A 20,472-nucleotide genomic window follows, 5' to 3' on the forward strand; every position below is an offset into this window, starting at 1 on the left:
ATGAAAACACTGGTTCGAGAGCACGGCGTCAGACTGGCCTATGTGTTGGACGATCACACCGATCCCTGGCGCGACGCGCAGACCATCATCTTCGTTCACGGCTTCACGGAAAACCTGCATGCCTGGCGTTGCTGGGTCCCTCACTTCTCGCGCGACTACCGCGTGGTGCGCTTTGACCAGCGTGGGTTTGGCCAGAGCGGTGCTGTCCCGGTCGATTTCAACTTCAGCACGCAGATGCTGGTGGACGATGCGCGCGCGCTGATCGACGAGGTTTCTCCCAACCGCCCAGTGCATCTCGTCAGTGGCAAGAGCGGTGGCATTGCCGCCGTTGCAACCGCCATTGCCCACCCGGATCGGGTCGCCTCGCTCACGCTGACGAGCCCAGCGCTCAAAGGCCCCGAGACGCCGGGCTGGCTGGAACACATCGATCGGTATGGCATGGCCAGCTGGGCGCGATGGACGATGGGCGATCGGCTGGGCAAGCAAATGCCCGCCGCAGGCGTGGACTGGTGGGTGCAGCTGATGGGCCAGACGGCACCCAGCACCGCGCATGCCTACCTGCGCTGGGTCGCCAGTGTGGACCTGACGCAGGAGCTCGCCCGGATCCATTGTCCGACCCTCATCGTCGGCAACGACTCGCGTCGCCGCGGACTGGCGTTGTTTCGGGAATACCTCCGCCGCCTCCCAGTGGGTGAGCTTGCCGTCATCGATGAGGAGGGCTACCACGTCGCGGCCGCCGCACCCGATGCTTGCGCGCGAGCCACTCGGGAGTTTCTCGTGCGGCATCCGGCCGCCTCGGCCATACCTGGTCATTGAACCTTAACCAAGAGAGAGACATATGAACATTCGACGAATCTTTGCCGCGCTTGCCTCATTGGTGCTGTTGCTCGCAGGCGGTGTTGCCAGCGCCGCTTTCCCGGACCGCCCGATCCGTCTTGTCGTGCCGTCTGGCGCAGGCGGCGTGACCGACAGTCTGGCCCGCTCGCTGGCGCTCATCATGAGCAAGAACATGGGGCAACAGGTCTACGTCGAAAACCGAGCCGGTGCCAGCGGCATCATCGGCTCGCAGGTGGTGGCCACGGCGCCTCCCGATGGCTATACCTTGTTGATGGCGTTCCCCTCGCACGTGGTGAATCCCAGTTTGTTCACCAAGATCCCGTATGACACCGTCAGCGCCTTCACGCCCGTCTCTCTGGTGAGCAACGTGTCCATGGTGTTCTTGGTGAAAGCCGACTCTCCCGCGAAAACCCTCGAGGACTTCATCGAATTGGCCAAGGCCCATCCGGGGAAGCTGAATTACGCCAGCGTGGGGGCTGGTAGCCTGGGTCACCTGGGAGCCGAAATGTTCAATTCGATGGCCGGCACGCGCGTCGTGCACATTCCTTACAAGGGCAGTCCCCAAGCCACGAACGCGATGCTCGCGGGTGATATCGACATGTATCTCGTGGCATCGGCCAGCAGCGTGATGCCCCAGATCCGCGCTGGCACCGTGCGCCCGCTCGGTGTCAGCATCAAGACGCGTTTGCCCGTCTTGCCCGATGTGCCCACCATGAGCGAGAGCTTGCCCGGTTACGACGTCGGCGGCTGGAACGGAATTCTTGCCCCGGCTGGCACGCCCGCTGACATCGTCAACCGGCTGCAGAGCGAAATCGCCAAAGCGGTGAACACGCCGGAATTCAAAGAGGTTTTGACGCGCGAAGGCGCCTCGGGGGTTGCCAGCACGCCGGCCGAACTCGATCGCGTGATTAAGTCCGACATTGAGCGCTGGGCCAAGGTGCTCAAGAGCGCGGGCGTCAAGCCAGAGTGAAGCTCTGCCCGTCAGGCGACGGGCTTACCGCAGGCGTCCGATGTACCGGTCTCCGCTCGTGGAAGCGTTGCGGATCGCTTCGGCGGCGGACTCGAACAGCGTCTTGGAGCGGGGCTTTTCCATCTCCGGAATCGCCATTTCCAGCTTCTCGGCCCAAGGCAGCAGGTCCGGGAGGTTTTCTTCGGTCGCCTTCTCGCGCGCGAACCGCACGACCTCGCGCGCATAGTCGCCGTTGGTGGCCATCCACTCGGTGTCCGTTACGCGGCCGGTCTTGCGCCGCAACAGCACGTGCAGGTGAGCGGCAATGGCGAAGATCTCACTCGAACCCATTGTTCACCCCAGGCTTTCGTTGTGCAGCGACACGTCCAGCCCCGCGCGCTCCACGCCTTCGCGCACGCGCAAGGTGACCACGCGCGAGGTGATCCACAGCACCACCGCCGTCATCACCAGGCTGTAGGCCAGCACGGCCACGCAGGCAATGGCCTGCGTCGCCAGGTTGCCTTGCGCGCCTGCGATCGCAGGGTCGGCCAACACCCCGGTGAGCAAAGCGCCCACGAGGCCGCCCACGCCGTGCACGCCGAACACGTCGAGCGAATCGTCGGCGCCCAGCCGCTGCTTGAGCGCGGTCGCACCCCAGTAGCAGGCCGCGCCGGCGACCAGGCCGACGATCAACGCGCCACGCGGCGTGACGAAACCCGCCGCCGGCGTGATCGCCACCAGGCCACCGACGATGCCCGAGCACATGCCCAGCAGCGAGATGCGCTTGCGCGCCAGCCACTCCGCCGCCATCCAGGCCAGGGCGCCAGCGGCGGCGGCCACATGCGTGGCCAGGATCGCCAGGCCCGCGCGCCCATCGGCCGCCAGCGCCGAGCCGCCGTTGAAACCGAACCAGCCCACCCACAGCAAGCCGGTGCCAGCCATGGTGATGCCCAGGTTGAAGGGCACGAATGGCTCCTTGCCGTAGCCCGTGCGCGGGCCCAGTGCGTAGGCGCAAACCAGGGCGGCCGCGCCGGCGTTGATGTGCACCACCGCGCCGCCCGCGAAATCCAGCGCGCCCAGTTGCGCGAGCCAGCCACTGGGTTCCCAGACCCAATGCGCGATCGGTGCGTACACCACCAGCAGCCACAGGCCCGCGAACAAGAGCAGCGCCCCGAAATGCATGCGCTCCACCAACGCACCCACCACCAGCGCGCAGGTGATGATGGCAAAGGTGAGCTGGAACATGGCGAACACGGACTCCGGCACGTGCGGCGCCACATGGCTCACGGCCACCTGAGCGCTGCTGCCCAGGAATTCCATGCCCGAGAAACCCACGCGCCCCAGGCCACCGAGGAAGCCGCTCAGGGCGCTGCCCGGGGTGAATGCGAGGGAATAGGCGATCGCAAACCACAGCAGGCTGACCACGGCCGCGATGCCGACCACGCTGGCCATGGTGTTGATGACGTTGGTCCGGCGCACCATGCCGCCATAAAACAACGCAATGCCGGGCAAGGTCATGAGCAGCACCAAAGCGGTGCTGACCATGAGCCAGGCGGTGTCGGCACTCTGCAGGGTGCCAGCGGCTGCCAGAGCCGGCGCACCAAGCGCTGCTGGCGTTGGTGCTGCGGTTTCGGGAGCGCTCTGCGCGGCCGCCGCCAACGGCCCGAGCAGGGTGGCGGCCAGCGTGGCCGAACGGAAGGCGGTGCGTAGGGGGAGGCGCATAAGGGGCGGCGTCTGGTCTGGGCAACAACAGGACAGGCCGCCCGTTGCATTTCCTGTGCCAAGGGTTGTCCCGCCCAAGGGAAAGCCCGTATGCACAGGGGTGGTGCGATCCATTACAGTGCCTGCACTCGCAACAGCGCCCAGCGCTGGTGACCGCGGGGGACCGAGGAGACAACCCAGTCCAACTAGAACATTCGGTTTCAGCGTCCTCCAGAGATGCCCGATTCCTCAAAGCCGACCCCGAACCGGGTCGGCTTTTTTTTGCGCCACGCGTCCAGCGACAATCCCGTAGATGGATCTCCTGGTCGCCTCTCTTGCTTCGCTGTTCGCTGGTTTCGTCGATTCGATCGTGGGCGGTGGTGGCCTGATCCTGGTGCCCGCGCTGTTCGCCTTGTTCCCCAACACCCATCCGGCAACCCTGTTCGGGGTGAACAAGGGCGCTTCGGTGTGGGGCACGGCGGCGGCCACCTTGCAATACGCCCGCCGGGTGCAGATGCCTTGGCGGGCACTGCTGCCGGCCGCGGCGGTGGGCTTCGTCGGCTCCATGGCCGGGGCCTGGACGGTGACCGTGATCTCCCCCGATTTCCTGCGGCGGGCCTTGCCTTTGATTCTGGTGTTGGTGCTGGCTTACACGCTGATGCGCAAGGACCTGGGGCGACACCACGCGCCCAGGTACCAGGGGCGGCAGGAAACCCAGGCGGCCTGCGTGCTCGCCGCCACCATCGGCTTCTACGACGGCTTTTTCGGTCCAGGCACCGGCAGCTTCTTCGTGTTCCTGTTCGTGCGCTGGCTGGGCTACGACTTCCTGCACGCCAGTGCCAGCGCCAAGCTGATCAATGTGGCCACCAATCTGGCCGCCTTGCTGCTGTTCGCGTGGAAGGGGCATGTGTGGTGGCACTTCGTGCTGGCCATGGCCGTGGCCAACGTGGTGGGCAGCCTGATCGGCACGCGCCTGGCACTCAAGCACGGCAGCGGCTTCGTGCGCATCGCCTTCATCGTCGTCGTCAGTGCGCTCATTCTGAAGACCACCTACGACGCCTGGATTCGGTAACTCCCCCCTGCGCCGCTGACGCGGCTTCCCCCCTCCGTAGCGCGCCTTGCGGCGCTTCGAGGGGGGACCGCACCTGGGGCCGGCGAAGCCGGACCCTCGGTGCCCCTGGACGAACTCCCCCTCCCTCGTCGCGGTCTCTTCTCCTGCGCGCGTGCCTTGTTCCAGAGATGCCGAGGAACCGGCTTTGCCGGGCCTCTGGCATCGTCTCCCCTCGAAGCGCCGCAAGGCGCGCTACGGAGGGGGGACGCCGCGCAGCGGCGCAGGGGGTGTCTTAATCCAGTGGCCAGGGCATGTCGCTGGCCTTCAGGGGCGTGCCGATGGGCGCGCCGGCCTGGCCCAGACGCACGGCCGCCAGGTCTTGCGGGTTCGGGTACTGGTCCATCAAAAGATAGTCAAACACCCGGCGCGCGATGGGCGCGGCGTGGGCCGCGCCGAAGCCGGCGTTTTCCACGATCACCGCCAGCGCCACGCGCGGCTCCTCCACCGGCGCGAACGCGAGGTACAGCGAGTGGTCGCGCTGGTGTTCCTCGAGCCGGCGCGCGTCGTAGCGGTCCTTCTGGCCAATGGTCACCGCCTGCGCCGTGCCGGTCTTGCCGCCGCTGCGGTAGCCCGCCCCGGCGAACACGCGGGTGGAGGTGCCTTCGGTGGTCACCGCCTGCATGGCGTCGAGCACCAGGCGCACGTTCTCCGGCTTGAAGCCGAGGTTTTCGGGCGGCGGGCCGGGCAGCGGCACGCGTTCGCGGGTCACCACGTTTTCCGTGGCCATCGTCAGGTGCGGTTTGTACTTGATGCCGCCATTGGCCAGCGTGGCCATGGCGTGCGCCACTTGCAGCATGGTGAAGTTGTTGTAGCCCTGGCCAATGCCGAGCGAGATCGTTTCGCCCGCGTACCAGCGCTGCTGTTCGGGCCGTTTGTAGGTGTTGCGTTTCCAGGCTTGGCTGGGCAGCACGCCACGCACTTCGCCGCGCAGGTCGATGCCGGTGATCTGCCCAAAGCCCAGCGGCTTCATGAAGTCGTGCATCGCGTCCACACCCATGTCGTTGGCCAGCGAGAAGAAGTAGGTATTGCTCGACTTGACGATGGCGCGGCGCATGTCCACCGGACCCAGGCCCTCACCATGGCTGCGGAACCGGTGGCCGCCGAACATCCAGAAGCCGGGGTCGTTGACGATCAGGCTCGGGCTGCGCGCCCCCGTTTCCAGCGCGGCCAGGGCCATGAAGGGCTTGTAGGTCGAGCCGGGCGGGTAGGTGCCGCGCAGCGCGCGGTTGAGCAGCGGTTTGTCGACCGATTCGTTGAGCGCGCGCCAGTTGTCCACGTCGATTCCGTCGACGAACAGGTTGGGGTCGAAGGTCGGCTTGCTCACGAAGGCCAGCACCTCGCCCGAACGCGGGTCGATTGCCACCAGCGCGCCGCGGCGCTCGCCGAACATGTCTTCCACCAGTTTCTGCAACTGGATGTCGATCGACAGCACCACCGCATTGCCCGGCGTGGCCGGCGTGTTGGCCAGCTGGCGCACGGCGCGCCCGCCTGCCGAGGTTTCCACGCGCTGAAAGCCGGTGATGCCGTGCAGTTCGCGTTCGTAGCTCTGTTCCGCGCCGAGCTTGCCGATGTACTCGGTGCCCCGGTAGTTGGCCTGCTCTTCTTCCGGCCAGTCGGCAATGGCCTCGGCTTCGCGTTGGCTGATGCGCCCGATGTAGCCGATCACGTGGCTGGCGACCTCGCCGTTGGGGTATTGGCGCAGCAGCCGCGCGCGCACGTCCACGCCGGGGAAGCGGTAGCGTTGCGCGGTGAAGCGCGCGACCTCTTCGTCCGTCAGGCGGGTGCGCAGGGGCAGCGAGTCGAAGCGGTGCGACTCTTCCAGCAGCTTGCGAAAGCGCCGCTGGTCGCGCGGCGTGACCTCCACCAACTCGCCCAGGCCCGCGATGGTGGCGTCCATGTCCTCCACGCGCGAGGGTGTGATCTCCAGCGTATAGGCCGAATAGTTGGTGGCCAGGATGCGGCCCTTGCGGTCCAGGATCTGACCTCGGTTGGGCACCACCGGCAGCACGGCGGTGCGGTTGCTCTCGGCCTGCGCCAGCAAATCGTCGTGGCGCACCACCTGCAGATAGACCATGCGCGCGGCGATCAGGCCGAAGGCGAACACCACCGCCAGGCCGATCAACAGCACCCGGGTGCGAAAGCTCGCCAGGTCGGCTTCGACGTTGCGGATTTCAGTCATGACAGCAATTGTCGTGAGGTGCTGTATTCGGCGTCCAGTGCCGATTCCAGCGCTCGCGCGGAACCGGCTTTGCCGGGCCGCTGCGTGCGCCCCGTTGAGGGGGTGACGCCGAAGGCGGCGCGGGGGTGCCTTCTCATAGTGGGCGGTTGTCGTCGGGGTTCGGCGCGCGGCGCTGCGGGAGCAACAGCAGCACGCTCACCACCGGCCACAGCGCGGCTTCGATCAAAGGCGCGAGCAGGTAAGCGATGCCCGGAAAGCTGCCACCGGCGACCATGCGCACCAACAATTCGAGCACGTGCGCGGCCACGAACAGCGGCAATACCTGCACGGCCTGGTTGGGCACTGTGAACCAGAGCAGACGGCGGTGCATGGAAATGCCGAGGAAACCCAGCGCGGTGTAGGCCAGGGCGTGCTGCCCGAGCAATGCGCCCTGGTGCACGTCCATGGCCAGGCCAAAGGCGAAGGCCACGCCCACGCCGATGCGCAGCGGCTGGTGCACGCTCCAGAACACCAGCACCACCGCGAGCAGGTCGGGCACCCAGGCGGCGCGCCCGAACAGGCCCATGTTCATCAGCATGTTGAACACCAGTGCGACGAACAGGCTGAACCAGATGAAGACCGGGTTGGCAGGCAGCAGCAACTGCTGGCCGGGGCGCATGATCATGGCGTGTCGCTCCTCACTCCGGGGCGGTCGGCCCGCGCGCCGGGGCGAGCCGCTTCGGCGGGCGCGGCCAGCGGCGAGGGCGGCAGCACCGCCGCCGTGGACGCCAGCACCAGCACATGCAGCGTGCCCTGCACGCGGGCCAGGGGCTCGCACTCGATGCGCGCGAACGACGAGTCGGCCTGGCGCTCGACCGAGACCACGCGTGCCACCGGCAGGCCGGCGGGGTATACGCCGTCCACGCCGCTGGTGGTGAGCAGATCGCCTTCTGCGATGTCGGCGCTGGCCAGGGTGTAGCGCAGTTCCATCCCATCGCCGCTGGTCGACGGCTGGCCGTACGCCACGCTGCGCACGCCAGTGCGCGTGTTGAGCACGGGAATGGCCTGGTCGCGGTCGATCAGCAGCGTGACCTCGGACACCAGCGGGTAGACCCGCGTCACCTGGCCCAGCACCCCGCTTTCGTCCACGACCGGTGAGCCCGGCTCGATCCCGTGCGTCTGGCCCCGGTCGATCACGATCTTGCGCGAGTACGGGTCGGCTGCGTCGTACAAAACCTGTGCGCCCACCGCTTGCGTGCCGATGCGCTCGCGCATCGCGAGCAACTCGCGCAGGCGTTGGTTCTCCAGGGTGATCTGCTCCAGCTGCAGGCTGCGCTCGGCCTGCGCCGTCAGGCGCTGCAGGGCCTCGCGCTCGTTGGTCTGTGCCGTGTGCAACGAGGTGAAATAGCCCCCGGCCATGCCCGCCAGTTCCACCGGTTGCAACACGGTCCATTGCACCGGGTAGAGCACCATCGCGACGGCGGTGCGGATCGGCTCGGCGACTTTGAAGCGCAAGTCGGCCACCATGAGAAACAGCGCCATGGCGCTGCACACCACCAGCTTGGACAGTGCCGACGGCCCCTGTTTGAAAAAGGGCGGAGGGGTGCGGTCCAGGGTGCCCAGTGGCATGGGGCTCGGGTGCGGTTCGAAGGTTGGAGGAGGAGGGCCGCCGAGCCAGGGGAGCGCGACGGCTGGCGCTTATTCGCTGGTGAAGATGGTGCCCAGGCGTTCCATGCGCTCCAGCGCCATGCCGCAGCCGCGCACCACGCAGGTCAGCGGCTCTTCGGCCACCAGCACCGGCAGGCCGGTTTCTTCGGCCAGCAGGCGGTCCAGGTCGCGCAGCAGCGCGCCACCGCCGGTGAGCATCATGCCGCGCTCGGCGATGTCCGCGCCCAGTTCGGGCGGCGTGTGTTCCAGCGCCGCCTTCACGGCGGTCACGATGTTGTTGAGCGGGTCGGTGAGCGCTTCCAGGATCTCGTTGCTGGAGATGGTGAAGCTGCGTGGCACGCCTTCGGAGAGGTTGCGCCCCTTGACTTCCATTTCCTTGACTTCGCTGCCGGGAAAGGCCGAGCCGATTTCCTTCTTGATCGCCTCGGCGGTGGGCTCGCCGATCAGCATGCCGTAGTTGCGGCGGATGTAGGCGATGATGGCGTCGTCGAAGCGGTCGCCGCCCACGCGCACGCTGCCCTTGTAGACCATGCCGCCCAGGCTGATCACGCCCACTTCGGTGGTGCCGCCGCCGATGTCGACCACCATGGAGCCGGACGCGTCGGACACCGGCAGGCCGGCGCCGATGGCCGCGGCCATGGGTTCTTCGATCAGGTACACCTCGGAAGCCCCGGCGCCCAGCGCCGATTCGCGGATGGCACGGCGCTCGACCTGGGTGGAGCCGCAGGGCACGCAGATGATGATGCGCGGGCTCGGCTTGAACATCGAGCGCGGGTGCACCATCTTGATGAACTGCTTGAGCATCTGCTCGGTGACGGTGAAGTCGGCGATCACGCCGTCCTTCATGGGGCGGATGGCTTCGATGTTGCCCGGCACCTTGCCGAGCATGGCCTTGGCTTCGTGGCCGACGGCCTGAATCGTCTTCTTGCCCTGGGGGCCGCCTTCGTGGCGGATCGACACCACCGAGGGTTCGTCGAGCACGATGCCCTTGTTGCGGACGTAGATGAGGGTGTTGGCGGTGCCGAGGTCGATGGCCAGGTCGGTCGAGAATTGCCGACGAAAAGCTTCAAACATGGTGCATGGATCCTGTGGGGCACGGGCGCGGCTGCGCGCGCTCGTCGCCAGGTAGGGGGCCGGTTGGATAGCCGGGCATTGGTTCTAAGTGATTGATTCCAGGGCGAAAATCGCAACGGCGCGAAGGGCGCGCCGCTAAACCTTGGATAATAACGTATCGCCTGTGCGCAACTGCACGCAAAAGGGGCCCAATTGGGCTGTTTACAAGCCGTTTCAGGCGCGTTCGGCGTCTTTTTTTTCGGCCCCAACTTCACTCCCCTCCGGAACCGTTTCTGTCATGTCCCTGACCCTGTCCGACATCGGGCGCATCGCCCATCTGGCGCGCCTGGAGCTCTCACCGGCGCACAGCGAAACCCTGCTGGCCCAGCTCAATGGTTTCTTCGACATCGTCGAGCAGATGAACGCGGTGGACACCACCGGCGTGGAGCCGCTGGCCCACCCCACCGCGGTGATCGACCACGTGGCGCTGCGCCTTCGCCCGGACGTGGCGAGCGAGCCCAACAACCGCGAAGCCAACCAGAAGAGTGCACCCGCTGTCGAGCGCGGCCTGTTCCTTGTGCCCAAGGTGATCGAATGAACGCGTTGCATACCTTGGGCGTGACCGAGCTGGCCAGCGCCATCGCCGACAAGAAAACCAGCAGCGTCGAAGCCGCCCAGCACCTGCTGGCCCGCGCGAAGCAATACGAAGGCCTGGGCGCCTACCTCGCCTTCAACGAAGAAGCCACGCTGGCGCAAGCCCGTGCGGCCGATGCACGCATTGCCGCTGGCGAGCGCACGCCGCTGCTGGGCGTGCCACTGGCGCACAAGGACATCTTCGTCACGAAGGACTTTCCCACCACGGCGGGCTCGAAGATGATCGAGGGCTACCAGAGCCCGTTCGACGCCACCGTGGTGCAACGCCTGGCCGCGCAGGGCGCTGTCACGCTGGGCAAGCTCAACTGCGACGAGTTCGCCATGGGCGGCAGCAACGAGAACTCGGCCTATGGCGTGGCCCGCAACCCCTGGGACAGCGCGCGCGTGCCGGGCGGCTCGTCGGGCGGTTCCGCCGTGGCCGTGGCCGCGCGCCTGGCGCCCGCCGCGACCGGCACCGACACCGGTGGTTCGATCCGCCAGCCGGCCAGCTTCTGCGGCGTTACCGGCATCAAGCCCACCTACGGCCGCTGCTCGCGCTATGGCATGGTGGCCTTTGCGTCCAGCCTGGACCAAGCCGGTCCGATGGCACGCAGCGCTGCCGACTGCGCCGTGCTGCTCAGCACCATGGCGGGTCCCGACATCGACCGCGACTCCACCAGCCTGGACCACCCGCCCGTGGACTACACCGCGCTGCTTGGAAAACCGCGCGAAGGTGCCAGCGCCGCGCAACCGCTCAAGGGCCTGCGCATCGGCTTGCCCCAGGAGTTCTTCGGTGAAGGTTGCGCGCCCGATGTGGCGAGTGCCGTGCGGGCCGCGCTGGGCGAGGTCGAGAAACTGGGCGCCACGCTCGTGGATGTGTCGCTGCCCCGCACCGAGCTCTCCATTCCGGTCTACTACATCATTGCGCCGGCCGAAGCCAGCTCGAACCTCAGCCGCTTCGACGGCGTGAAGTTCGGCCACCGCGCCGCGAAGTACGACGACCTGATCGACATGTACAAGAAGTCGCGCAGCGAAGGATTCGGGCCGGAGGTGCAGCGCCGCATCATGATCGGCACCTACGTGCTCAGCCACGGTTACTACGACGCCTACTACCTGCAGGCGCAGAAGATCCGCCGCCTGATCGCGCAGGACTTCCAGGCCGCGTTCGCGCAGTGCGATCTGATCGCCGGCCCGGTGGCGCCCACGGTGGCCTGGAAGATCGGCGAGAAGAGCAACGACCCGGTGGCCAACTACCTGGCCGACATCTACACCCTCTCCACCAGCCTGGCGGGCCTGCCCGGCATGAGCGTGCCTGCGGGCTTTGGCGCGGGCGGCATGCCGGTGGGCCTGCAGCTTGTGGGCAACTATTTCCAGGAAGGCCCGCTGCTGCAGGCCGCGCACGCTTTCCAGCAAGCGACCGACTGGCACACGCGTGCTCCCCAAGGCTACTGAGAACGGAAGCTCATGGACGAACTTGATGTTTTGCTTAGCAACCTGGAGAGGCTCATCGGTCAAGGGCGTTTCGAGGAGTTGGAGAGCGACACCATTGAGATCAAGCCTTGTCCTGCCAACTCTCAGGATTGGAGTGAGCGTTACCGCTCTGTCAACGCATTCCTCAACACCCGTGGAGGGTTGCTGGTCCTGGGCGTGAAGGAATCTGGACAGGGCGTGGATCGCAAGTATGTGTTCACCGGCTATCAGCCAGATGCAGAGCCAAAGTTAAAAGAACTCCATCAGATCTTTGTGGATGGGGAGAAGCGCGTATTGGACTGCACCGAGTACTTACCGCCTCCAGAGATTCGGCCCTTTCTGACAGGTCGGGTAGCGGTCGTTCGGGTCGACGAATTGCCTGCTCAAAAGAAGTTCGCCTTTTTCAAGGGCTCAGCCTACAAGCGCGTTTTGACGGGCGATCACGTGATCAAGCAGGCAGAGCTTGATCGCTATTCGGAGTTTCTCGAAGAGATATCTCAAGCGAAAGAGCTTGCCCCGTTGGGGCAAGAGGATGTGAGCAACGTTGATCTGGATCGACTCAACGAGTACATACTGCAGTTGAACCGCCTTCACAGGGTGGAGAGCTTGAAGCCCACGCTAGAGGACGCACTGCCTTTTCTCACGCGCAAGCGATTCATCATAGAAGGTCGGCTGACTGTGCTCGGTGCTTTGGTATGCGGCCAATATCCAGAAGACCTTTTGGGCTTTCGTGCACACGTTCATGGCTATGTGAACGCCCCGACACAAGCGTCTGTTGTGGTGCAAGACAAGCAGGACATCATTGGCAACATACTTCCCTTGTTGGAGCAGGCCAATGCGTATGTTCTGCGCAATATCCATGCCGGTGTTGGCGTTGAACACGGGGGCAAGATTTCCGCTCAGTATCCGGAGTCGGTCTTGCGAGAAACCTTGAACAACGCGCTGGCGCATCGTGACTACGCTATCAACAAGCAGGTCGTTATCTCCATCACTCCAGGGCGTCAACTTGAAATTTCCAATCCTGGAAAATTTCGAGATCAGCTGTTGATTCGTCATACCAGTGATGCGGCACGGGCATTGACGGCAATACTGCGTGTTGTGCCGGAAACCAAGCCCAGAAACCCACGGTTGGCAGATGTGCTGCGCGTTTTTCGCAAGTGGGAAGGCCGTGGAATTGGCATGGCTACGCTGGTGAGTCTTAGCCTCGACAACAAGCTGAATCTTCCCTATTTCAAGTTAAAGACCGACGAAGTGACATTGGTCTTGCAAGCAGGATCGCTTGTAGATGATCAGATCCAGGAGCTGTTTGAATCTCGAGATGCCTACATCGCCGAAAAGCTAGGCTCTTTCGACGAACTAACGCCCGAAAAGCAAGCGGTTCTCGCCTATCTGATCAAGAGTGAGTGGGCAAACTCAGAAGGCAAATACTGCATCCTACTAACGCCTGACAACAACCATGCGCAAGCGATCAAGTCCCTGGAGGCTGCGGGCTTGATTGACCGAGATGATCGCAGCCCAGACCTGTATCCCATCTACACGGTGGACAGGACGTTGCTTTCCAATGACTTTTCCGCGGAACTGAGAGAGCGCTTTGGGAACGCGTTTGACGAGATCCCCTTGACTTCAAGACAAGTCATGGCAGTCGTGTATCGCTACAACCATTTCAACTCGAAGCGCGCCGTCAGTGCAAAGCAGGCAAGCTTTTCACTTTGGGCCTCGGAGAAAGGAAATCCCGCCGACATCAAGGCGTTCGATCTCTTCTATCGAAGTATTCGCCGAGTCTTCAATCAACTCGAAGGCCAGGGTTTCATTGAACGAGACTCCACGCCTGGTGCGAAGGGATACGTGCTGGCGAAGAGCCTGAAAAACACTCAAAAATCGCTGTTCTGAATATGAGCAAATCTCAGTCAATGTCGCTGCTGGTGCAGGGTTACGAAGTCGTCATCGGCTTCGAAACCCACACCCAGCTCGCCACCCAATCCAAGATCTTCAGCCGCGCGCCGACCGCCTTCGGTGCCGAGCCCAACACGCAGGCCAGCGCGGTCGATCTCGCACTGCCCGGCACGCTGCCGGTGATGAACCGCGAAGCCGTCGCGCTTGCCATCCGCCTGGGGCTCGCGCTGGGCTCGCACATCGCCGAAGAGAGCGTGTTCGCGCGCAAGAATTACTTCTATCCCGACCTGCCCAAGGGCTACCAGATCAGCCAGTTCGAGATCCCGGTGGTGCAGGGGGGCGAGGTGTCGTTCTTCCTGGGCGATGACAAGAAAACGGTGCGCCTGGTGCGCGCGCACCTCGAGGAAGACGCGGGCAAGAGCCTGCACGAGGACTTCATTGGCCAAAGCGGCATCGACCTCAACCGCGCCGGCACGCCCTTGCTGGAGATCGTCACCGAGCCCGACATCCGCTCCAGCGCGGAGGCCGTGGCCTACGCGAAAGAGCTGCACAAGATCGTGACCTGGATCGGTATCTGCGACGGCAACATGCAGGAAGGTTCGTTCCGCTGCGACGCCAACGTCTCCGTGCGCAAACCCGGCGAGCCGCTGGGCACGCGCCGCGAGATCAAGAACCTGAACAGTTTCAAGTTCATGCAGCAGGCGATCGACTACGAGGTGCGCTGGCAGATCGACCAGATCGAGGACGGCCACACGATCCAGCAGGCCACCGTGCTGTTCGACCCCGACACGGGCGAGACACGCGCGATGCGCACCAAGGAAGACGCGGCCGACTACCGCTACTTCCCCGACCCCGATCTGCCGCCACTGGTGATCTCGCGCGACTGGGTGGAGCAGGTGAGGGCCGCCATGCCCGAACTGCCGCGCGCCATGGCCGAGCGGCTGGTGCGCGACTACGGCCTGCCCGAATACGATGCCACCACGCTCACGCAGAGCCCGGCCATGGCCGCCTACTTCGAGAGTGCGGCCCAGGCCAGCGGACAGGCCAAGCTGGTGAGCAACTGGATCATGGGCGAGGTCTCGCGCCGCCTGAACGCCGACGAAGGCGACATCGCTCGCGTGCCCGTGAGCGCTGCGCAGTTGGCCGCGCTGGTCGGGCGCATCGCGGACGGCACGGTGTCCAACAACGCCGCCAAGCAGGTCTTCGACGCCCTGTGGACCGGCGAAGGCAGCGAGGTCGACGCCGTGATCGAAGCCAAGGGCCTCAAGCAGATGAACGACAGCGCAGCGCTGGAGAAGATCCTCGATGAGGTGATGGCTGCCAACGCCGACAACGTGGCCCAGTTCCGAGCCGGCAAGGAGAAAGCCTTCAACGCACTCGTCGGTCAGGTCATGAAGGCGAGCAAGGGCAAGGCCAATCCTCAGCAGGTGAACGAACTGCTGCGGCAGAAACTCGGCTGAAGTAGAGAACACCCCCCTGCGCTGCTTCGCAGCTTCCCCCCTCTGTGGCGCGCCTTCGGCGCTTCGAGGGGGGACGGTATCTCGGGCCGGCGGAGCCGGACCCTTGATGCCTCTGGAGCAAGGCACGCTCGCCGGAAAGACAGCTGCTGCTGTTTCCCGGGCCGACAAACCCTGTTAGCCCGTCAGCGCGCCATCGACGGGCTGCCCGACGCGGACCACAGTTGCTTGAGCTTGACCAGCTCCTCGTCGAACCGCGCATTGATGCGCTGCTTTTCCTGGGCCTGCTCTTCCAGGAAGCGCTTCTGGATCTGCATCTGCTTGTCGTTGTCTTCGACCTTGCGCTTGAGCCAGTTGGGCGCCTTGGCCACGTCGCCCTGGTAGAACTCCAGCTCGGTGTTGATGTCCTTGCGCTGGGCGACCAGGGCGATCTCCCGTTTCTTCACCGCGCCGATCACCTCATCGACCTGTCCCAAAGCGTCCGCGCGCTCCTTGTCGTGCACCCCCTGGTTGGGATAGCGGATCAACAGCGCGCGGTCGCGCCGGCGTTCTTCCTGGATGCGCGCGCGCTGCTCGGCTTCCTGGCGGCGCTGGGCGTCGAGCTTGGCGCGCTCGTCGGCGGTGTAGCTCGGCGGGATGGTCTTGATGACCGTGCCGCTGCCGCCCATGACTTGTTGCTCCCGGTCCAGGCACGCCACGATGGGCCGGTCCGACGTGAGCCGCCGCCCGCTCGCATCCACGCAGGTGTAGATCTGGGCATGGCTCGCCGAGCCCCACAGTCCGAGGCCCAGCCACAGCGCGCCATAGCGGGCCAGGAGGGATGGCGGCCGCGGGAGGGAGAGCGAGGGCATCGGGTGGGACATGGGGGCGAAGGGGTTCAGGAAACGCCGTAGCGTTGTCGATAGGCCAGCACACGTTCGCGATGTGCATCGTGCTCGCCGCCCGTGTGACCGGAGAGATACTGCAGCAAATCGTCCAGCGTCGCAATCGTGCAAACCTGCATGCCCAGTGTGCGCTGCACGTACTGCACCGCACTGTGTTCCAGGTCCTGCACGCGCCCGTCGGGCCCGACCTCGGTGGCTTTTTCCTGGCGGTCCAGCGAGATGGCGATCGCATGCGGCTGCGCGCCCGCGGCCCGGATCAGTGCGATGGATTCGCGCGCAGCGGTGCCGGCGGAGATCACGTCGTCGACGATCAGCACGCGCCCTCGGAGCGGCGCGCCCACGAGCGTGCCGCCTTCGCCGTGGTCCTTGGCTTCCTTGCGGTTGTAGGCGAAGGGCACATTGCGGCCCAGGCGCGCGAGCTCGATCGCCACCGCCGCGCCCAATGGGATGCCCTTGTAGGCGGGGCCGAAGATCATGTCGAACTCGGTGCCGTTGTCCATGAGGGCTTTTGCATAGAATTGCGCGAGCCGACCCAGCTTGGCGCCATCGTCGAACAAGCCGGCGTTGAAGAAGTAGGGGCTCATGCGGCCGGCCTTGGTCTTGAATTCGCCAAAGCGAAGCGCGCCGGCTTCCACACAGAACCGCACGAACGCCTGCGCCAGCGCGGCAGCACTCTCATTTTTCGCGCCGGCCTGCGCCGCGCCCGTATCCAACACCATGGAGAAGTCCTTGTTCAAACTGACCAGCCTCAACCTCAACGGGATTCGCTCCGCCACCACCAAGGGCTTGGAGAAATGGCTGGCCACACACGCGCCCGATTGTATTTGCGTGCAGGAGGTGAAGTGCCAGGCCAGCGATGTGGAGGGCCGCTTCGAGCAACTCGCCGGGCTCAAGGGCCATTTCCACTTTGCGCAGAAGAAGGGCTATTCCGGCACCGGCATCTTCACCCGCCACGAACCGAGCGACGTGGTGATCGGCTTTGGCTCCAGGGAGTTTGATGACGAAGGGCGCTTTACCGAACTGCGTTTCGACACGCCACAGCGCAAGCTCTCCATCCTGAGCGTGTATTTTCCCAGCGGCTCGTCGGGCCCGGAACGCCAGGACGCCAAGTACCGCTTCCTGGCCGACTTCTACCCGCACCTGCAGTCGCTCAAGAACGGGCGCGAATTCATCCTGTGTGGCGACGTGAACATCGCGCACCAGGAAAAGGACCTGAAGAACTGGCGCAGCAACCAGAAGAACAGCGGCTTCCTGCCGGAAGAGCGCGCCTGGATGACCACGCTGCTGGACGCCGGCGGCATGGTGGACGTGTACCGCCGCCTGCAGCCCGACACCACCGATGCCTGCTACACGTGGTGGAGCAACCGGGGCCAGGCCTACGCGAACAACGTGGGCTGGCGGCTGGACTACCACCTGGCGACGCCGGCGCTGGCGGCGCTGGCGCGCACCGAGTCGATTTACAAGACGGAGAAGTTCTCTGACCACGCGCCGATCAGCATCGACTACGACTTTCAGTTGTGAGCGCGGCGCGCGCCGACCTGCGCTACCAGCGCAGCAGCCGAGGCCCCAGCAACGCACCGGCGGCCACCGGCAGTGCCATGCCCAGCACGTACCAGATGGCAATGAAGGGCGCGGCGAGCTCCGGGCAGTGCAGGGCGTAAACCGCCGCACCGCACGCGCCGCTCAGGGCGCCCGCACCCGCGCCGGCCAGCGCAGGGCGCACCGGCGCCATGGACTTCAACACCCAGATCGCGGCGATGAACACCGGCAGCGACAGCACCGCGATGTTCTCTGCGCACACGCGCCAGGTGCGGCTCAGGATAAGTAACGGCATGTCGGCAGCCGGTGCCTGCAGGAGTGCCACCGCGCCCAGTGTCCAGAGAACGCCGATGGGCAGGAGCCAGAGCGTCCAAGCCGCGCGCGTGGACGCACCGGGCCGGCCGAGCCGGGCCACCAGCGGCAAGGCCACCAGCGCCATCAGCAGCGGAACGCCGAACTTCACCCAGAACATCGGCTGGGCGAGGTACGCCCTGAGCGCCGGGTTCACCCCGAGCACCATGCCCATGAGCACGAGCGAGAGGGGCACGGCGAGCAACAGGCCGATCGCCAGCCGCCGGGCGGCGGCGTGGCGCGGCACCGGCACGGTGTCGGCGGCCAGCAGGTGGATGAGGTCGTCGGTCTTCATGGGGAACCTTTCGCCCGGGGCTTGGGCATGGCGGCGATGCGCGCGGCCAACGCCTTCAGCCCCCGGTGGATGCCGATCTTCACGGCCGATTCGGACATGCCGGTCTCGCGCGCCACGTCGGCCACCGAGCGGCCTTCGAGCTTGACCTGCTCGATCGGCACGCGCTGGCGCTCGGGCAGCGTGGCCAACAACTGGTCCAGGTCGCGCCGGGTTTCGGCGGCGTCGCTGTCGCTGGTGTCGAACAAGGCGTTCGCATCGTCGTCCAGCGGGTCGTGCAGCGCTTCGCGCGCTTGGCGCGCGCGCAGCAAGTCGATGGTCTTGTAGCGCGCGATGGCGTGCACCCAGGCCGTGACCGGCTGGCCGGGTTGGTAGGTGTGGCGCTGGTTGTGAATCGCCAGCAAGGTGTCTTGCACGAGGTCCTCCACGTCATCCGGCCAACCCGACAGGCGTCGGCGGTAGAACGACCGCAGGCGCGTGCCGAGTTGTTGAAGGAAACGGCGGTACGCCGCCGCGTCGCCGTCCAGACCCGCGAGCATCAGGTTGCGCAGGGTCTGTTCGGTCTGGGCTTGCGTGGAATCACCGTCGGACGAATGTCGTTCCATGGGCCCGCAGCTTACACGGCGGCCTTTGAACCCCCCGCGGGTTTTCGATCGGCTGGCATCGCCAGCCGCGAGCGCAAGCACGCTGGGCGCTTATTTCTTCATCTCGTCCTTCTTCATCATGTCGTCTTTCTTCATGGCGTCCTTGCCCATGCTGTCTTTGGCCATCGAATCCTTCTTCATGGGGTCCTTGGACATCGGGTCTTTCTTCATGCCGTCCTTGGCCATCGAATCCTTGGTCATGGCGTCTTTCTTCATCATGTCGTCGGCGGCGAAGGCCGTGGCAGAAGCGGCGGCCAGGCAGGCGGCGAGCAGGGCGGTGTTGAGCTTGTTCATGTTGAGAGTCCTTTGAGAGTGGAGAAAAAATGCGCCGTGATCCGGGATGGGCACGGTCGCGCCGTCTGCGGTTTTGAGCAGCTAATGCCGTTCAACTCCCGCCGAACCAGTTGTAGCCCTGGTCTTCCCAGTAGCCCCCCGGATAGGTGTTGGTGACGAACATCGCCATGATGGTTTTCGGGTTCTTGTAGCCGAGCTTGGTGGGCATGCGCAGCTTCATCGGGAAACCATATTTGGGCGGCAGCGGCTCGCCGTCATAGGTCAACGTGAGCAAGGTCTGCGGATGCAGTGCGGTGGCCATGTCGATGCTGGTGTAGTAGTCGTCGGCGCACTTGAAGCCGACGTATTTCGCGCTGAGGTCCGCACCGATGCGGCGCAGGAAATCGCCGAAAGGCACGCCACCCCAGCGGCCAATGGCACTCCAGCCTTCCACGCAGATGTGCCGGGTGATCTGGTCTTGCTGCGGCATGGCGCGCAGTTCTTCCAGCGTCCAGCGGTGCTTGTCTGCCACCAGGCCTGTCACCTCCAGGCTGTAGCCCGCTTCCTGGATCACGCGCACCTCGTCTTCGCTGTAGTAGGCGTTGAAGGGGAACGGGCGTGTGATCTCGGCTGCGCTGTAGGTGGGTGCCAGCCGGTTCGGGTCGAACAACCAGCCTTGGGCATGGTCGTTGAAGCGCGAGATGCGGCCGAGCACGGCCTCCACACCTTCGTTGTTGCTGATGCTGCAGCCGCTCAGCAGCGAGAGGCCGCCCAGCGTCAGCGAGCTGCGCAGGAAGTGGCGGCGTGCGGCCGGGGCCATGCGCTTTTCGAGCAGCTTGCGGGCGTCGAGCAAGGCCAGGTCGGCATCGACCTTGGGCAGCGGGCGGCGTTTGAAGATATTCATGCGGTGGTCTCCTTGCCGCGGGCGCTCAACATGGTCAACAGGGTGCGCGGCACCAGGGCCACCATCACCAGATGCACGGCAATGAAACCGACCAGCAGCGCCATGCCGACGAAGTGGATGCGGCGGGCGAATTCGTAGCCGCCCAGCAGTTCGCGCAGCACGGGAAACTGCACCGATTTCCACAGCACCAGCCCCGAGAGCACGATCACCAGAAGGTCGGCCATCACGAACAGGTAGGCCAGGCGTTGCACGCTGTTGTAGTGGCGCGGATCGGCGTGCGAGAGCTTGCCGTGCAGGGCGGCCAACGCATCGCGCAGAACACCGCGCGGCGACAGCGGGAAGAATTTGCGCACCAGCCTGCCGGTGAGCACGTTCATGGCCAGGTAGAACAGACCATTGGCGACCAGCAGCCACATCGCGGCGAAATGCCATTGCAGCGCACCACCGAGCCAGCCACCCAGGGTGATCCCATTCGGGATGGTGAAGTCAAAGAATGGCGATGCGTTGTAGATGCGCCATCCACTCGCAATCAGGATCAACACCGCGACGGCATTGAGCCAATGGCTGACGCGCATCCACAGGGGATGGATAGGTCGACATTTCGCAGCACCGTTCATGGGAACTCCTTGCCAGACAGCCCGAACGTTTCGGGTCG

At 65.1% G+C, this 20,472-nt stretch carries 21 protein-coding genes; 8 read left to right on the top strand and 13 right to left on the bottom strand.

The genetic code is table 11. From position 1 onward, the window contains the following. Entirely contained in the window at positions 1-816 is an 816-nt protein-coding gene (locus tag F9K07_RS01875) for an alpha/beta fold hydrolase (protein ID WP_159588835.1), read from the top strand. A gap of 22 nt (positions 817-838) precedes the next feature. Further along, on the top strand, positions 839-1,807 hold the full coding sequence (locus F9K07_RS01880; RefSeq protein WP_159588837.1) for a Bug family tripartite tricarboxylate transporter substrate binding protein: 969 nt from the start codon (positions 839-841) through the stop codon (positions 1,805-1,807). 24 nt (positions 1,808-1,831) lie between these two features. On the opposite strand, the gene F9K07_RS01885 is transcribed toward F9K07_RS01880, so the two are convergent. Together F9K07_RS01885 and F9K07_RS01890 are read right to left on the bottom strand one after the other, a co-directional pair. Continuing rightward, positions 1,832-2,137 (bottom strand): hypothetical protein, encoded by a 306-nt coding sequence (locus F9K07_RS01885; RefSeq protein WP_159588839.1) that lies wholly within the window; start codon positions 2,135-2,137, stop codon positions 1,832-1,834. 3 nt (positions 2,138-2,140) lie between these two features. Continuing rightward, positions 2,141-3,508: an ammonium transporter gene (locus F9K07_RS01890; RefSeq protein WP_159588841.1), complete on the bottom strand. Its 1,368-nt coding sequence runs from the start codon at positions 3,506-3,508 to the stop codon at positions 2,141-2,143. Between the two features lie 292 nt (positions 3,509-3,800). On the opposite strand from F9K07_RS01890, the gene F9K07_RS01895 reads away from it, so the two are divergent. Then, the gene (locus tag F9K07_RS01895; protein ID WP_159588843.1) at positions 3,801-4,559 is read left to right on the top strand and encodes a sulfite exporter TauE/SafE family protein; all 759 of its coding nucleotides are present in this window, start codon (positions 3,801-3,803) and stop codon (positions 4,557-4,559) included. 271 nt (positions 4,560-4,830) lie between these two features. Here the strand turns inward: F9K07_RS01895 and mrdA are convergent, their stop codons facing one another. The 4 genes from mrdA to F9K07_RS01915 all read right to left on the bottom strand — a co-directional run bounded on the left by mrdA (position 4,831) and on the right by F9K07_RS01915 (position 9,498). After that, on the bottom strand, positions 4,831-6,777 hold the full coding sequence (mrdA, locus tag F9K07_RS01900; RefSeq protein WP_159588845.1) for a penicillin-binding protein 2: 1,947 nt from the start codon (positions 6,775-6,777) through the stop codon (positions 4,831-4,833). A gap of 133 nt (positions 6,778-6,910) precedes the next feature. After that, positions 6,911-7,441: a rod shape-determining protein MreD gene (mreD, locus tag F9K07_RS01905; protein WP_159588847.1), complete on the bottom strand. Its 531-nt coding sequence runs from the start codon at positions 7,439-7,441 to the stop codon at positions 6,911-6,913. Continuing rightward, the gene (gene mreC, locus F9K07_RS01910; protein WP_159588849.1) at positions 7,438-8,385 is read right to left on the bottom strand and encodes a rod shape-determining protein MreC; all 948 of its coding nucleotides are present in this window, start codon (positions 8,383-8,385) and stop codon (positions 7,438-7,440) included. The genes mreD and mreC overlap by 4 nt, the downstream gene beginning before the upstream one ends. Positions 8,386-8,454: 69 nt before the next feature. Further along, positions 8,455-9,498, bottom strand: a complete 1,044-nt coding sequence (locus F9K07_RS01915) for a rod shape-determining protein (RefSeq protein ID WP_159588851.1) — start codon at positions 9,496-9,498, stop codon at positions 8,455-8,457. Between the two features lie 277 nt (positions 9,499-9,775). On the opposite strand from F9K07_RS01915, the gene gatC reads away from it, so the two are divergent. From gatC to gatB, 4 genes are read left to right on the top strand one after another with little or no spacing between them, the layout of a single operon-like run. Beyond that, a complete protein-coding gene (gatC, locus tag F9K07_RS01920) occupies positions 9,776-10,075 on the top strand; it encodes an Asp-tRNA(Asn)/Glu-tRNA(Gln) amidotransferase subunit GatC (protein ID WP_159588853.1) in 300 nt (99 codons plus the stop codon). After that, on the top strand, positions 10,072-11,562 hold the full coding sequence (gatA, locus tag F9K07_RS01925; protein WP_159588855.1) for an Asp-tRNA(Asn)/Glu-tRNA(Gln) amidotransferase subunit GatA: 1,491 nt from the start codon (positions 10,072-10,074) through the stop codon (positions 11,560-11,562). The genes gatC and gatA overlap by 4 nt, the downstream gene beginning before the upstream one ends. Positions 11,563-11,574: 12 nt before the next feature. Beyond that, positions 11,575-13,470 (top strand): RNA-binding domain-containing protein, encoded by a 1,896-nt coding sequence (locus F9K07_RS01930; protein ID WP_159588857.1) that lies wholly within the window; start codon positions 11,575-11,577, stop codon positions 13,468-13,470. Between the two features lie 2 nt (positions 13,471-13,472). After that, entirely contained in the window at positions 13,473-14,933 is a 1,461-nt protein-coding gene (gene gatB, locus F9K07_RS01935; RefSeq protein ID WP_201451503.1) for an Asp-tRNA(Asn)/Glu-tRNA(Gln) amidotransferase subunit GatB, read from the top strand. A 182-nt stretch (positions 14,934-15,115) separates the two neighbouring features. On the opposite strand, the gene F9K07_RS01940 is transcribed toward gatB, so the two are convergent. Then, entirely contained in the window at positions 15,116-15,793 is a 678-nt protein-coding gene (locus F9K07_RS01940) for a DUF4124 domain-containing protein (RefSeq protein WP_159588859.1), read from the bottom strand. Between the two features lie 14 nt (positions 15,794-15,807). After that, positions 15,808-16,533 carry an orotate phosphoribosyltransferase gene (gene pyrE, locus F9K07_RS01945; protein ID WP_159588861.1) on the bottom strand — a complete coding sequence of 242 codons (726 nt, stop codon included), beginning with the start codon at positions 16,531-16,533 and terminating at the stop codon, positions 15,808-15,810. A gap of 10 nt (positions 16,534-16,543) precedes the next feature. On the opposite strand from pyrE, the gene F9K07_RS01950 reads away from it, so the two are divergent. Further along, positions 16,544-17,335 (top strand): exodeoxyribonuclease III, encoded by a 792-nt coding sequence (locus F9K07_RS01950; protein WP_159588863.1) that lies wholly within the window; start codon positions 16,544-16,546, stop codon positions 17,333-17,335. 22 nt (positions 17,336-17,357) lie between these two features. Here the strand turns inward: F9K07_RS01950 and F9K07_RS01955 are convergent, their stop codons facing one another. From F9K07_RS01955 to F9K07_RS01975, 5 genes are all read right to left on the bottom strand, one after another. Further along, positions 17,358-17,999 (bottom strand): NrsF family protein, encoded by a 642-nt coding sequence (locus F9K07_RS01955; protein WP_159588865.1) that lies wholly within the window; start codon positions 17,997-17,999, stop codon positions 17,358-17,360. Further along, positions 17,996-18,601, bottom strand: coding sequence for a sigma-70 family RNA polymerase sigma factor (locus F9K07_RS01960; protein WP_159588867.1), 606 nt, complete (start codon positions 18,599-18,601; stop codon positions 17,996-17,998). Before F9K07_RS01960 ends, F9K07_RS01955 begins: the two co-directional genes overlap by 4 nt. A gap of 90 nt (positions 18,602-18,691) precedes the next feature. Next, positions 18,692-18,934 carry a pentapeptide MXKDX repeat protein gene (locus F9K07_RS01965; RefSeq protein ID WP_159588869.1) on the bottom strand — a complete coding sequence of 81 codons (243 nt, stop codon included), beginning with the start codon at positions 18,932-18,934 and terminating at the stop codon, positions 18,692-18,694. Between the two features lie 91 nt (positions 18,935-19,025). Beyond that, positions 19,026-19,817, bottom strand: coding sequence for a molybdopterin-dependent oxidoreductase (locus F9K07_RS01970; RefSeq protein WP_159588871.1), 792 nt, complete (start codon positions 19,815-19,817; stop codon positions 19,026-19,028). Continuing rightward, positions 19,814-20,434, bottom strand: coding sequence for a cytochrome b/b6 domain-containing protein (locus F9K07_RS01975; protein WP_159588873.1), 621 nt, complete (start codon positions 20,432-20,434; stop codon positions 19,814-19,816). The genes F9K07_RS01970 and F9K07_RS01975 overlap by 4 nt, the downstream gene beginning before the upstream one ends. Positions 20,435-20,472 lie beyond the last annotated feature (38 nt).

Origin of the sequence: Hydrogenophaga sp. BPS33, assembly GCF_009859475.1 — a bacterium.
GTDB lineage: Bacteria > Pseudomonadota > Gammaproteobacteria > Burkholderiales > Burkholderiaceae_C > Hydrogenophaga.